The sequence below is a fragment of the Parabacteroides sp. merdae-related_45_40 genome, assembly GCF_001915675.1.
In genome coordinates, this window is record NZ_MNQY01000044.1 from 85,422 (window position 1) to 98,894 (window position 13,473).

12 protein-coding genes and 1 pseudogene are annotated in these 13,473 nt (G+C 45.7%); 11 read left to right on the forward strand and 2 right to left on the reverse strand.

The annotated features are described in order from the left end of the window. Positions 1 to 72: 72 nt before the first annotated feature. The 10 genes and pseudogenes from dnaN to BHV83_RS05435 all read left to right on the forward strand — a co-directional run bounded on the left by dnaN (position 73) and on the right by BHV83_RS05435 (position 9,562). A complete protein-coding gene (gene dnaN / locus BHV83_RS05390) occupies positions 73 to 1,197 on the forward strand; it encodes a DNA polymerase III subunit beta (RefSeq protein WP_005638111.1) in 1,125 nt (374 codons plus the stop codon). 10 nt (positions 1,198 to 1,207) lie between these two features. Continuing rightward, positions 1,208 to 1,978, forward strand: a complete 771-nt coding sequence (locus tag BHV83_RS05395) for a 3'-5' exonuclease (protein WP_005638110.1) — start codon at positions 1,208 to 1,210, stop codon at positions 1,976 to 1,978. 5 nt (positions 1,979 to 1,983) lie between these two features. After that, a complete protein-coding gene (locus BHV83_RS05400; protein WP_286756711.1) occupies positions 1,984 to 3,135 on the forward strand; it encodes an iron-containing alcohol dehydrogenase in 1,152 nt (383 codons plus the stop codon). A gap of 117 nt (positions 3,136 to 3,252) precedes the next feature. Further along, entirely contained in the window at positions 3,253 to 4,455 is a 1,203-nt protein-coding gene (gene coaBC / locus BHV83_RS05405; protein WP_122205574.1) for a bifunctional phosphopantothenoylcysteine decarboxylase/phosphopantothenate--cysteine ligase CoaBC, read from the forward strand. After that, on the forward strand, positions 4,452 to 5,357 hold the full coding sequence (gene porD, locus BHV83_RS05410; protein ID WP_036657359.1) for a type IX secretion system protein PorD: 906 nt from the start codon (positions 4,452 to 4,454) through the stop codon (positions 5,355 to 5,357). Before coaBC ends, porD begins: the two co-directional genes overlap by 4 nt. A 12-nt stretch (positions 5,358 to 5,369) precedes the next feature. Next, positions 5,370 to 7,034 (forward strand): DNA repair protein RecN, encoded by a 1,665-nt coding sequence (gene recN, locus BHV83_RS05415; protein ID WP_122205573.1) that lies wholly within the window; start codon positions 5,370 to 5,372, stop codon positions 7,032 to 7,034. 65 nt (positions 7,035 to 7,099) lie between these two features. Next, a complete protein-coding gene (locus tag BHV83_RS05420; protein ID WP_005638104.1) occupies positions 7,100 to 7,876 on the forward strand; it encodes a hypothetical protein in 777 nt (258 codons plus the stop codon). A 2-nt stretch (positions 7,877 to 7,878) separates the two neighbouring features. Then, positions 7,879 to 8,319, forward strand: a complete 441-nt coding sequence (locus BHV83_RS05425) for a hypothetical protein (protein ID WP_122205572.1) — start codon at positions 7,879 to 7,881, stop codon at positions 8,317 to 8,319. Between the two features lie 108 nt (positions 8,320 to 8,427). Continuing rightward, positions 8,428 to 9,177 (forward strand): 23S rRNA (guanosine(2251)-2'-O)-methyltransferase RlmB, encoded by a 750-nt coding sequence (rlmB, locus tag BHV83_RS05430; RefSeq protein ID WP_022322679.1) that lies wholly within the window; start codon positions 8,428 to 8,430, stop codon positions 9,175 to 9,177. Between the two features lie 21 nt (positions 9,178 to 9,198). Further along, a pseudogene (locus BHV83_RS05435) lies at positions 9,199 to 9,562 on the forward strand (RidA family protein). Between the two features lie 146 nt (positions 9,563 to 9,708). Here the strand turns inward: BHV83_RS05435 and BHV83_RS05440 are convergent. Continuing rightward, positions 9,709 to 11,523 (reverse strand): YgiQ family radical SAM protein, encoded by a 1,815-nt coding sequence (locus BHV83_RS05440; RefSeq protein ID WP_122205005.1) that lies wholly within the window; start codon positions 11,521 to 11,523, stop codon positions 9,709 to 9,711. A gap of 205 nt (positions 11,524 to 11,728) precedes the next feature. Here BHV83_RS05440 and BHV83_RS05445 point away from each other — a divergent pair, with 205 nt between their 5' ends. Beyond that, complete coding sequence (locus tag BHV83_RS05445; RefSeq protein ID WP_122205004.1) at positions 11,729 to 12,730, forward strand: malate dehydrogenase; 1,002 nt, start codon at positions 11,729 to 11,731, stop codon at positions 12,728 to 12,730. A 103-nt stretch (positions 12,731 to 12,833) separates the two neighbouring features. On the opposite strand, the gene BHV83_RS05450 is transcribed toward BHV83_RS05445, so the two are convergent. Beyond that, positions 12,834 to 13,466 carry a chloramphenicol acetyltransferase gene (locus BHV83_RS05450; RefSeq protein ID WP_122205016.1) on the reverse strand — a complete coding sequence of 211 codons (633 nt, stop codon included), beginning with the start codon at positions 13,464 to 13,466 and terminating at the stop codon, positions 12,834 to 12,836. Positions 13,467 to 13,473 lie beyond the last annotated feature (7 nt).

Genomic DNA, 13,473 nt, shown 5'->3' on the forward strand with positions numbered 1-13,473 from the left:
GGAGCAGTCTGTGAATCGAACCTACAACACGTTGATAAATAATAAATAGAAATAAATTAATAATTAAGAACCATGAGATTTGATGTATCCAGCACAGCGTTGTTATCACGTTTGCAATCTATTAGCAAAGTTATTGCTTCTAAGAATTCATTACCGATCCTGGACAGTTTCCTTTTCAACCTGGAAGGTAATAAACTTACTATAACAGCTTCGGATGCTGAAACACGTCTGGTTACATCCGTTGACGTGATGAATGCACAAGGAAGCGGACTTTTCGCGGTTTCGGCAAAAATCTTGCTCGACCCGTTGAAGGAGTTGCCCGAACAGCCGCTGACTTTTGATATTAACGACGATAACCTGGAAATCTTTATCCATTTCCAGAATGGTAAATATAATTTTATCGGACAGAAGGGAGATACATATCCGCAGCAGAAACCTCTGAATGAGAATGCAATCTCTATCATGATGGACGCGCAGATGTTGTTGAACGGTATCAGCCGTTCGTTGTTTGCAACGGCTGACGACGAGCTTCGTCCGGTAATGAACGGTATCTATTTCGATATTCACACGGACGATTTGACATTCGTGGCTTCCGACGGTCATAAGCTGGTGCGTCTGCGCAATCTTTCGGTAAAATCACCGGAAAGAGCTTCTTTCATCTTGCCGAAGAAGCCCGCGAACCTGTTGAAAGGCCTTTTATCAAAGGAAGGAGAGATGGTCAGCATCAAGTTTGATGATAACAATGCTTATATCAACTGTGCTAATTTCGAAATGGTATGCCGCCTGATCGAAGGTCGTTATCCGAATTACAACAGTGTGATTCCGCAGGAAAATCCTTTCAAGGTGACAATCGACCGTATCTCTTTCCTGAATGCCTTGAAGCGTGTTTCCGTTTTCTCCAATCCGGCCAGCAGCCTTGTCAAGTTGCAGCTGAAGGAGAACGAAATGCTTGTTTCCGCACAGGACATCGATTTTTCTACTTCCGCAGAAGAGAAAATTGTTTGCAGTTTTGACGGAACCGAATTAAGCATCGGTTTCAAGGCAACTTATCTGATTGAAATACTGAGCAACATCAATTCGGAAGAGGTGATACTCGAATTGGCTGATCCTTCGCGTGCCGGTCTGATCGTTCCTTCTGAAAACGAAGAAAACGAGGATTTGCTGATGCTGCTGATGCCTATGATGTTGAATGATTAAAATATAAGAAATGCAGTTAAACCTGAAAAATCCGTTAGTCTTCTTCGACTTGGAGACGACGGGTATTAATATTGTCAAAGATCGTATCGTGGAAATCTCTTTTGTCAAGGTTTACCCGAATGGAAAAGAAGAATCTAAAACGAGACGGATCAATCCGGAAATGCCCATTCCACCAGAGTCGACCGCTATTCACGGCATCACCGACGAAGACGTAAAAGACTGTCCTACCTTTAAAGAAATAGCCAAATCGTTGGCAGCCCAGATAGAGGGGTGTGATTTGGCAGGATATAATTCCAATCGCTTTGATATCCCTTTGTTGGCAGAAGAATTTCTGCGTGCAGGTGTCGATATCGATTTGAACAAACGCAAGTTTGTAGACGTACAGACCATTTTTCATAAGATGGAACAGCGTACGCTTGCGGCCGCTTATAAGTTCTACTGTGACAAGAGCCTTGAAAACGCCCATACGGCGGAGGCCGATACGATGGCGACTTATGAAGTGTTGAAAGCGCAGTTGGACCGGTATCCGGAGTTGCAGAATGACATTAATTTCCTTTCCCAATATTCGAGCTATACGAATAATGTGGACTTTGCCGGACGTATGGTATATAACGACAAGGGGGAAGAAGTGATAAACTTCGGTAAATATAAAGGCCGTCTGGTAGAGGAAGTGCTGAAGAACGATCCCGGATATTATTCCTGGATTATGAATGGTGATTTCCCTCTGAACACCAAGAAAATACTGACTGAGATAAAATTGAGAGGTTTTAATTCGAAATAAGGACCATGAATAATTTTGAGTTTTGTAACCCTGTAAAGGTTGTTTTCGGCAAAGGTTCCATAGCCCGTTTGTCCGCTTTGATTCCGGAAGGAAGTAAAGTGCTGATGGTGTATGGCGGCGGTAGCATAAAGAAAAACGGCATCTACGGCCAGGTGACGAAGGCGTTGGAAGGATTTGAAGTGACCGAGTTTCCGGGAATCGAAGCAAATCCGCATTACGAAACCTGCATGAAGGCCGTGGAGGTCGTCAAAGAGAAGAAGATCGATTTTTTGTTGGCCGTAGGCGGAGGTTCGGTGATCGACGCTACGAAGTTCATCGCGGTGTCTGTCGGTTTCGAAGGCGATCCGTGGGATATTCTTTCGAAAGGTGGCGAGATAAAGAATGCCCTGCCTTTGGGTACGGTACTTACATTGGCCGCGACCGGTTCGGAGATGAACGAACGTTCGGTCATCTCCCGTGTATCGACTTGTGAGAAACTGAATTTCGCCAGTCCGCTGGTATTCCCGAAATTCTCTGTACTGGACCCGGAAGTGACCTATTCGCTCCCTGCGCGTCAGGTGGCAAACGGGGTGGTCGACTCTTTTATTCATGTAGTGGAGCAGTATTTGACTTATCCGGTCAATGCAAAAGTGCAGGATGCCTTCTCGGAAGGACTGATGCGTGTCATTCATGAAGAGGGGGTGAAGGTCTTGGACAATCCGAACGATTATGATATCCGTGCCAACTTGATGTGGGCGGCAACCAATGCGTTGAATGTCTGGATCGGGCAGGGGGTTCCGCAGGACTGGTCTTCCCACCGCATGGGGTACGCGCTAACGGCGCAGTTCGGCCTGGATCATGCACAAACATTGGCGATTCTCTTGCCGGGTGTCATGACTTATATGTTTAAGGAGAAGCAGGTCAAACTGGCTCGTATGGGGGAAGTAGTTTTTGGTATTACGGATGGAACGGAAGAGGAAAGGGCGCGTAAGGCAATCGTCGCCTGCGAGGATTTCTTCCGCCGGATGGGACTGAAAACGCGCCTCGGTGAATGTGGCATTGCAGAAAAGGATTTGGATGCCCTTGCCGCTCCTGTGGACAAACAGGGGTGGAAATTGGGTGAACATCACAATATAGATAGCCGTGTAGCGCGTGAGATAATGGCGTTACGTTTGTAATAAAACATGGAACAAGGAACTTCTCTTTCAAAACATATATGTTTCGTTTTCAAAACACCTATGTTTTAAAATCAAAACACCTATGTTTTAAAAGAGGGGTACTACATATCGAATAAAATGCTGAAAGGTAAACATATCATATTGGGGATAACAGGGAGCATCGCTGCCTATAAAGCTGCCTATATTATCCGTGCCCTCGTGAAGAAAGGGGCGGAGGTGCAAGTTGTCATTACCCCTGCGGGAAAGGAATTCATTACGCCGCTTACATTATCCACGTTGAGCAGCCATCCGGTGATCAGCGAGTTTTTCTCGAATCGCGACGGCACGTGGAACAGCCATGTCGATCTTGGTCTCTGGGCTGATGCCATGCTGGTAGCACCGGCTACTGCTTCGACGATCGGAAAGATGGCGAATGGCATTGCTGACAATATGCTGGTCACGACATACTTGTCATGCAAGGCTCCGGTTTTTGTCGCTCCGGCGATGGATTTGGATATGTTCGCACATCCTTCCACAAGGCAGAACTTAGACCGGCTCCGTTTGTTCGGCAACCGTATTATCGAACCTGCCGAAGGGGAACTTGCCAGTCATCTGGTGGGTAAGGGGCGTATGGAAGAACCTGATAAGATCGTGGCGGTCCTGGAAAATTTCTTCGCTTCCCAAACCCGACTTGAAAAAAAAAAGATTGTAATAACAGCCGGTCCGACATATGAAAAGATAGATCCTGTGCGTTTTATAGGTAACTATTCTTCTGGAAAGATGGGGTTTGCATTGGCGGAAGCGTGTGCGGAGCAGGGAGCGGAAGTGACATTGATCGCAGGACCGGTGTCTTTGACGGTAGTTCATCCGAATATCAAACGGATCGATGTCGAGTCGGCCGAAGAGATGTATCAGGCGGCCATAACTGCTTTTCCGGAGGCGGATGCCGGTATCCTTTGTGCCGCTGTGGCGGATTATCGCCCGGATGAGCAGGCAAGCGAAAAGATCAAGAGGGAAACGAAAGGAGAAATGTCGCTCCGTCTGGTTCCGAATAAGGACATCGCAGCTTCGTTAGGGGCGATCAAGCGTGAAAACCAGATCTTGGTAGGTTTCGCATTGGAAACAAATAATGAAATGGCCCATGCGGAAGGAAAGATGAAGCGGAAAAACCTCGATTTTATCGTGTTGAATTCTTTAAAGGATGCAGGTGCCGGTTTCCGTTGCGACACGAATAAGATCACGATCATCGACAAGGAAGGCGAGACGATTGCTTATCCGTTGAAGAGCAAACAGGAGGTGGCCGTTGATATTGTAAATAAATTGGCAACATTATTAAAATGAGAATGATTAAGAAATTGTTATGCATATGCTTGTTGGGAGCTGCTCCCTTTATAGGTAAGGCGCAGGAGCTGAATGCCCGCATCACTATAAACAGTGATAAGGTACAGAGTACGAATAAACAGGTATTCAAAACCTTGCAGGATGCATTGAATGATTTCGTCAATAACAAAAAGTGGACGGATGCTACTTTTGCCATGAACGAACGTATCGACTGTTCCATGACTCTCATCATCAACGAAATGGTATCGGACAATAGTTTTAAAGGCGAGATACAGGTGCAGGCCCGCCGTCCGGTATATAATTCCAGCTATACGACTACGTTGCTGAATTATCGTGATACGGAACTCTCTTTCGACTATACCGAATTCGAACCGTTGGAATATACGGAAAATACATTGAACAGCAATCTGATTGCAACGGTTGTTTTTTATATCTATACGATCCTCGGACTGGATTTCGACAGTTTTTCTCCGAAAGGTGGCACTGCTTTCTTCGAACAGGCCATGCAGATTGTGAGCCTGGCACAGGCGCAACCTACATGGACAGGGTGGAAAGCTTTTGAAAACGACCGTAACCGCCATGCTTTGGCAACGGCTCTGACGGACAATACTTCGGAACTGTTCCGGGACATGTGGTATAATTATCATCGTAAGGGGCTCGATGAAATGGCTGCAAATCCGGATCGTGGACGTACGACTATAATCGGTCTGCTCCCGGTTCTGGAACAGGTGAAAAGTGCTCGGCCGACATCTCCGTTACTTCAGATGTTCGCTGATTCCAAACTGGATGAAGTCGTTTTGATCTATTCGAAAGCAACTACGCAGGAAAAGCAGGAAGGTTATAAAATGTTGTCCAATCTGTATCCTGCTCTCACGACGCGTATGGAATCGCTTAAAAAGTAATCTGGAATAGCTATGCTGAAGTCTTTATTTATACGTAACTTTGTTCTGATAGACAGCTTGGACATTAAGTTTGATAAAGGTTTTTCTGTGATAACCGGCGAGACGGGTGCAGGAAAGTCTATTATATTGGGGGCCCTATCCCTGGTCTTGGGACAGCGTGCGGATGGAAAGAGCATTAAGAACGGTTCTGAAAAGTGTGTGATAGAAGCAGTCTTTGATGTCTCCCGATATAAATTGGAAGAATTTTTTCTTACGAATGACTTGGAGTATGATGCGGAGATTTGCATTCTTCGCCGGGAATTGTTTGCATCAGGTAAATCCCGTGCTTTCGTAAACGATTCGCCTGTCCCGCTTTCTGTAGTGAAGGAACTGGGAAGCCGGCTGATCGATATCCATTCGCAGCACCAGAATCTTTTGTTGGGAGATAACCGGTTTCAGCTGAAAGTAATCGATGTAATGGCCGAAAACGATATTCTGCTGATTCTTTATCGGAAGGAATACAGCCGATACCTGTCTCTGAGAAAGGAACTGAAAGAACTGACCGAAAAGGCTCTCCAGACCAAGCAGGAAGAAGACTATGTACGTTTTCAGTTGGAACAGTTGACCGATGCCGGTTTGGTTGCCGGTGAACAGGAAGAACTGGAACAGGAGCTGGAAACCCTTTCCCATGCCGAAGAGATAAAAGGTTCTCTTTATAAGATAACCCGATTGCTGGACGGGGAGGAACAAGGAGCTGTCCAACTGATAAAAGAGGCCCTTTCCACCGCAGACAGTCTGGAACGTTATTATCCGAAAGCGAAAGAAATAGCCGAGCGTCTGCGTTCTGCCTATATCGATATGAACGACCTGGCTTCCGAAACGGAAGTCCTGAAGGAGGACATAGAATTTAATCCCGAGCGCTTGGATTGGGTGAACGAACGTCTTAATACGTTATACACCTTGGAACAGAAACACCGGGTTTCCAAAGTCGAAGAGCTGATGGAGTTGCTGGATAAATATAATAAGCAGCTGAAAGAGATCGATTCTTTTGATGAACAGATCGAATCGTTGAAAAAGCAGTTGGAAGTCTCTCACCAGGAACTGCTTCAACAGGCAGCCGTATTGAGCGAGCAGCGTAAGATCGCCTCGAAAGCCATCGCTTCCCAATTGGTAGAAATGGTTGTCCCGTTAGGAATGCCGAATACGCGATTTGCGATCGATTTCGTACCTAAACAGGAACCGGAAAGCGATGGAATGGATGAAATCCGGTTTATGTTTTCCGCCAATAAGAGTGCGGAACTGCAACCGGTGGCCCAGACGGCATCCGGAGGCGAAATCTCCCGCCTGATGTTATGTATCAAGGCGATGATTGCCGGATTTACGGCGTTGCCTGCCATTATCTTTGATGAAGTGGATACGGGGGTTTCCGGGGATATAGCCGATAAAATGGGGGATATCATGCAGGAACTAGGTACGAAGATGCAGGTTTTTGCCATTACCCATCTCCCCCAGATCGCAGCAAAAGGGAAAGACCATTATTTTGTTTATAAGGAGGATACGGATGAAAGGACCGTAACCCGTATCAGGAAAATGAATAAAGAAGAGCGTGTAAAAGAGATTGCGCGTATGCTGAGCGGTGCTTCGTTGACCAGTGCTTCTATTGCAAATGCGAAAGAGCTGTTGAAATCAAAGATTTAAACCTTTTCATCGCGATCCGGTCATAATAGCAACAGAATGTAAGTGCTAATTTAAAATTGAGAGACATGAAGAAATTGAGTATTCTATTAATAGCGATCCTTTTTTGCAGCTTGCAGGGACATGCACAATTTTGGATCAGTTTCGGATGGAATGAACCTCATTGCCAGAACTGCCTCTGGATGGAACAGGCAATCCGCATGACGAACCGTCAAGCTGCCGAGTATCATAAGATCATTCATCGGTACGGAGAGAAGATCGAGCGTGAAGCACGCAAGCATTATCGCTATTGGGATCAGTCTGCCCGGAAGATATATAAGTTGCGTATGGAACGGGACCGGAAATTACAGCGTATCCTTTCGCCTTCGCAGTTTCGTTTGTATGTGCGTTTCGTCCGTGAGGCACCGACACGCATCCATGACTGGAGAGGTTGGTACAATAATCCGCATTATCCGCACTACCGTCCGTCCAATGCATGCCATCGTTATGAAGATCATTATTGGCATTGCCAATGGGAATATACGAACAATAGATGGTTTGACCGTTTCGATGACGGCAAATGGTATCCCGGTAAATATGATCGTCCTCAACCACATCATAACAATGGCCGTCCACATCATGACAATGGGCAGTGGAAGCCCGGCAAATACGATCGTCCGAGCCATCAGGGAGGCCGTCCCGGTTCCGATCATCACAAGAATAAGCACGATAAGGACAAATTTGACAAGAAACGTCCGGATCGGGATAAAGACAGGCATTACGATAGGGACAAACGGTCTGACAAGGATCGTACGAATAGCCGCCAACGTACGAGTGACAGGCGGAGCATAGAGAAAAGTATCTGATAATGGAATTTAGAGTAAACCGACGCACCCTGCTTTTGATAGCCGGATTCGTTTGGATCATAGCTGGCATCAATATCTTAAGGATCGGCATCATCACGTGGTTGAACGATGCCCATTACTGGCTGTTTAAAGTCGGAGAGGCAATTGTTGTTTTTCTGCTTTTCTTCCAGTTTGTCTTTCGCCGTTTGTTTGTTAAACATTCCGAGCGGATTTCCCAGAAAGGGGAAAAGAACTGTCCTTTTTCATTTTTTGATGTGAAAGGCTGGATCGTGATGATCTTTATGATTACTTTCGGTGTTACGATCCGTCATTTCCAATTGCTTCCTAACTCTTTTATTTCGGTATTTTATACCGGACTTTCATCTGCTTTGATTATTACCGGTATTTTATTCTTGATCCGGGCTTATTCATCGTCACGGCATAAGCTGAAAAGCAATAGCTAATATATACGAGAGTATATAATAAAAGCGTAAATCTTTTGTATCTTTGTCCGCATAAAGCCGGGAAAAATCGAAATAGTCCGGTGATGAAAACGGAAAAGATATAGAATAATGAAAGAAAACGAAATGGTGTTCGGCATCCGTGCCGTGATCGAGGCAATCCAGGCCGATAAGGAGATTGATAAAATATTGGTGAAACGTGAACTGCAGGGAGACTTGTCTCGTGAATTGTTTGAAGTTCTGAAAGGACGTGATATACCTGTACAGCGTGTGCCTGCCGAACGTCTCGACCGTTTGACACGTAAGAATCATCAGGGAGTAATAGCTTTTATCCCGGCTATCACATACGAGCGGCTGGAGAATATTATTCCGTTTGTGTATGAACAGGGAAAGAATCCGTTTATCGTGTTGTTGGATGGGGTTACGGATGTCCGTAACTTCGGTGCGATTGCCCGTACCTGCGAATGTGCGGGTGTGGATGCGATCGTGATTCCTTCAAGGGGAAGCGTAACGGTGAATGCCGATGCGATTAAGACCTCGGCCGGTGCGCTCCATGTATTGCCTGTCTGCAAGGAAAAAAGCATTACGGAGGCCATCCGTTTTTTACAGGCGTCCGGAGTAAAAGTCTATGCAGCCAGTGAAAAAGCTTTTGAGAATTATACGGCTATTAAATATGACGGACCTGTGGCGATCGTGATGGGAGCCGAAGATACGGGAGTTTCGATGGATAATCTTCGTATCTGCGACAGCATGGTGAAGATTCCGCAGTTCGGTACGATCGGTTCGCTGAACGTATCGGTCGCCTCTTCCATCCTGATCTATGAAGTGGTTCGCCAGCGGATGAATGAACAAGCACAATAACGTTATTAAAATAAAGAAACAATGAAGAAAGTTATCGCAACAAAAAATGCACCTGCCGCTATCGGTCCGTACAGTCAGGCTGTGCAAGTAGGAAATATGCTGTTTGCTTCCGGTCAGTTGGGGCTTGACCCCGCAACAGGCAATTTCGCAGAAGGAGGAGTGAAAGAACAGACCGTACAGGCATTCAAGAATGTACATGCAATTCTGGAAGAAGCCGGCCTTAGCATCAACGATGTCGTAAAGACAACCGTATTCCTGGCCGATATGAGTGATTTCGCTGCTATGAACGAAGTATATGCTTCTCAGTTCGAAGGCTGCTGTCGCAGTCAAGACATTGCCGAAGAATGGCCTGGTGGAAATCGAAGTGATTGCCGTAAAGGAATAAAACAATTGTCTTTGATTACGAATATAACTGCTTTTGATTTCAAAGACAGTTATATTCGTAATCAAAGACAACTTTTGTTAAATGTATTTCGTGAACTTGTATCGGTCACGCAATTTTTTTGTTCCTCTTCGCTCAAAGAAGTGAAATTACTTTCCGAATAGCTTTCCGATCAAGTCTTTCTTTCCTATCTTCTGCAATGCTTGTGTGATTTGGCGGCGGAACTCCGGTTTATACCAGAAAAAGAACTGACGTTGTGCCAGTTTTTGTTCTTTCGTATGAGCCGTATATACCTTTTCCAATGTATAGGGATGATACCCTGTGTAGTACATCTCCGTTGCCAGTGTCATGGGGGTAGGTGTAAAATCCTGTACCTGTTCGAGTTGGAAATGCAGCTTCTTGGTCTGGATAGCCAAGTTTGCCATATCCGCCTCGGTACAACCGGGGTGGCTGGATATGAAATAAGGGATTAATTGCTGGTTCAATCCGTGTTGTTTGTTTACACGGTCGAATATCTTTTTGAATTGCCCGAAAAGCTCGAATGAAGGTTTGCGCATCATCTTCAGGACATTGTCTTCCGTATGTTCGGGTGCGACTTTGAGACGGCCGGAGACATGGCGAGCTATCAGTTCCTCCATATAGGTATGGGCTGCCTTGTTCAGATTGTCATCCGCATACCGGTGCAAGAGCAGGTCATAGCGAATGCCGCTACCGATAAACGAACGTTTGATTTCCGGCATGCTGTCCACTTCTTTGTATATATCTAACAACGGCGTATGATCTGCATTCAGGTTTTTGCAGATGACAGGGGAGATGCAAGAAGGTTTCTTGCACTGGGCGCAGATATCAGGATTCTTCCCTTTCATCCGGTACATATTGGCCGAAGGGCCGCCCAGGTCACTCAGATATCCTTTGAAGTCCGGCATTTGGGTGATCTCCTTAACTTCTTTCAATATGGACTCTTTACTTCGTGAGGCGATAAACTTTCCCTGATGCGCCGAGATCGTACAGAAAGCACAGCCCCCAAAACATCCCCGGTGGATGTTTACCGAGAACTTGATCATCTCGAAAGCCGGTATCGTCTTCCCTTTGTATTTAGGATGGGGCAGGCGGGTGTAGGGCAGGTCGAATGACGCATCTATCTCTTCTTCCGTCATAGGCGGGAAAGGAGGATTGACGACTATCGTCTGTTTGCCTACCTTTTGCAGGATGCGGGAAGCCTGCTGCTTGTTGGATTCTTCCTCTATATGTTTGAAGTTCTTGGCCTGTTTTAGCTTGTCGCGCAGACATTCTTCATGGGAAAAGAGATTGATATCGTCAGGTAGCGGCTCTACCGTATCAGTTAAATAGGCGGTCTGCCGTATATCTTTAATCTCATGGAAGGGAGTTCCGGCTTGTAACCGACTGACCAGTTCTTTCAGGGGAAGTTCTCCCATGCCGTATATCAGTAAATCCGCCGGGCTGTCTTTCAAGATTCCGGGGAGCAGCTTATCCTGCCAGTAATCGTAATGCGTGACTCGGCGCAGGGAAGCCTCTATACCTCCTAATACGACGGGAACATCCGGGTAGATTTCTTTCAGTATCTTCGTGTAAACGATGCTGGGATAATCCGGGCGCATGCCGGCACGACGGTCCGGAGTATAAGCGTCGTCACTGCGTAGGCGTTTGTTGGCCGTATAGTGATTGATCATCGAATCCATCGCTCCGGCAGAAACTCCGAAGAACAGGCGAGGGGCTCCTAACTTCTTGAAATCCCGGTAGTCTCCACGCCAGTCCGGTTGCGGAACGATTGCTACACGCAGTCCCATCGCTTCGAGTGTCCGCCCGATGACGGCGGCTCCGAATGAAGGATGGTCCACATATGCGTCACCGCTGAAAAGTATCACATCTATATAGTCCCATTCGCGGGCTTCAACTTCTTTCTTTGTTGTAGGCAGCCATGCCTCCGGTCTGAATGTTCTCATGACTGCAAAGATACAAATTATATTCTGTCTGTCATGACGGGCTCAAGTTATAACTTTTGCTTATGGGTGATAGGAATTAATGATGTACAAGGGGTATGGAAATCTTTTACCTTTGCAAATAAAAGGAAAAATAAAGTTTGCAAGCGAACTTTATAGTAGCCGGAAATGTTTTAATAGAAAACATATCATTAAAAAACAATACAATATGAAAACATTGACAGACGAAAAGCTCACGATCGTAGGGGCAGCAGGTATGATTGGTTCGAATATGGCTCAGACAGCCATCATGATGGGACTTACTTCTAATATTTGTTTGTATGACCCGTACGCTCCTGGTTTGGAAGGGGTGGCTGAAGAGTTGTTCCATTGCGGTTTCGAAGGTGTTAATATCACTTTTACTTCCGATACCAAAGAAGCGTTGACTGGTGCTAAATATATCGTAAACTCCGGTGGGGCTGCCCGTAAGGCAGGAATGACCCGTGAAGACTTGCTGAAAGGAAATGCCGCTATCGCCGAAGAATTCGGTAAGAACGTAAAGGCTTATTGTCCGGATGTCAAGCATATCGTAGTTATTTTCAATCCGGCCGATATCACCGGTTTGATCACACTGTTGTATTCAGGTTTGAAACCTTCGCAGGTGACGACTTTGGCTGCTTTGGACTCTACCCGCCTGCGTAGCGAACTGGCTAAACATTTCGGCGTATCTATGGATGTTGTAGAGAACTGCCGTACGTACGGCGGCCATGGCGAACAAATGGCTGTTTATGCTTCTACTGCGAAAGTGGAAGGCAAACCGTTGGCTGGCATGATCGGCACGGATGCCTTGACTAAAGACCAGTGGGCTGAAATCCAGACGAAGGTGACGAAAGGTGGCGCCAATATCATTGCTTTGCGCGGCCGTTCTTCTTTCCAAAGCCCGTCTTATGTTTCCATCGAGATGATTGCTGCCGCTATGGGCGGTAAACCGTTCCGCTGGCCTGCCGGCGCTTATGTCTCCAATGGCAAGTTCGACCATATCATGATGGCGTGGGAAACTTCCATTACAAAAGACGGCGTAGCATTGAAAGAAGTAAAAGGAACTCCGGAAGAAGAAGCTGCTTTGGAAAAGAGCTACGAACATCTTTGCGCATTGCGCGACGAAGTGATCGCAATGGGTGTTTTGCCTCCGATCTCCGAGTGGCACGCATTGAATCCGAATATTAAATGAAGGGATAGGTAAAAAGATTTAGGTTATCAGGTTATAGATATTTATTAAAAGAGTATGCCGAAAGGATTTTCCATTCCTCCTTTGGCATACTCTTTTTTATTGATTACAGTGCAGTTTGATTATCCGATAATTTCCGGATAAGTTCAGCAACGTTTCGTCCGTCCATAAGTCCATGATGTGCACAGACCGAAATGGGCAACAAGTATTTGCTATCCTCCTGCATCAATTTCCCTGTAGAAATACGCGGAACGGAATCTCCGTTCTTAAAAGATGTGGCATGCTTCATTTCGGAAAAAGCGAACCAAGGTAATGCCGAATAGCGAATAACATCTTGTCTACCTGTATTTTTGGAAAAAGACAATCCTGTTCCGTTCTTAACCCTTTCTATTTCCTGTGTTGCTTTTTGGATAAACAGATCGATATCCGGATCGTATTCAAAAAAGCCGAAACCGAAAGTCCCGTCTTCACGCCCAATAGTCGGAGAGATATGGATCGTATCATAACGGACTACCGAGTCTTTTTCTATTCGTAATTTGAATGCATCGGTTTCGTTTACACACTTCAGTAAGAAATGAAGGGAATAAAGGAAAAAAGAAACATTCTGTTCTTTACTTTGTCTGTAGACATCAGTAAAATCCACAAGAGTTGTAACCCCGAAAAAAGGGTCGTCGAATGCAGAAAAGAAAGCGAAATGCTCTTTTCTGTTCCAATTGTCTAAATCGATAACTTGCTTCATCTCATTC

Excerpts from the sequence above, each read along its gene's own strand:
- dnaN (WP_005638111.1), top strand. The coding sequence starts at position 73 with ATGAGATTTGATGTATCCAGCACAGCGTTGTTATCACGTTTGCAATCT.
- BHV83_RS05395 (WP_005638110.1), top strand. The coding sequence starts at position 1,208 with ATGCAGTTAAACCTGAAAAATCCGTTAGTCTTCTTCGACTTGGAGACG.
- BHV83_RS05400 (WP_286756711.1), top strand. The coding sequence starts at position 1,984 with ATGAATAATTTTGAGTTTTGTAACCCTGTAAAGGTTGTTTTCGGCAAA.
- coaBC (WP_122205574.1), top strand. The coding sequence starts at position 3,253 with ATGCTGAAAGGTAAACATATCATATTGGGGATAACAGGGAGCATCGCT.
- porD (WP_036657359.1), top strand. The coding sequence starts at position 4,452 with ATGAGAATGATTAAGAAATTGTTATGCATATGCTTGTTGGGAGCTGCT.
- recN (WP_122205573.1), top strand. The coding sequence starts at position 5,370 with ATGCTGAAGTCTTTATTTATACGTAACTTTGTTCTGATAGACAGCTTG.
- BHV83_RS05420 (WP_005638104.1), top strand. The coding sequence starts at position 7,100 with ATGAAGAAATTGAGTATTCTATTAATAGCGATCCTTTTTTGCAGCTTG.
- BHV83_RS05425 (WP_122205572.1), top strand. The coding sequence starts at position 7,879 with ATGGAATTTAGAGTAAACCGACGCACCCTGCTTTTGATAGCCGGATTC.
- rlmB (WP_022322679.1), top strand. The coding sequence starts at position 8,428 with ATGAAAGAAAACGAAATGGTGTTCGGCATCCGTGCCGTGATCGAGGCA.
- BHV83_RS05440 (WP_122205005.1), bottom strand. The coding sequence starts at position 11,523 with ATGAGAACATTCAGACCGGAGGCATGGCTGCCTACAACAAAGAAAGAA.
- BHV83_RS05445 (WP_122205004.1), top strand. The coding sequence starts at position 11,729 with ATGAAAACATTGACAGACGAAAAGCTCACGATCGTAGGGGCAGCAGGT.
- BHV83_RS05450 (WP_122205016.1), bottom strand. The coding sequence starts at position 13,466 with ATGAAGCAAGTTATCGATTTAGACAATTGGAACAGAAAAGAGCATTTC.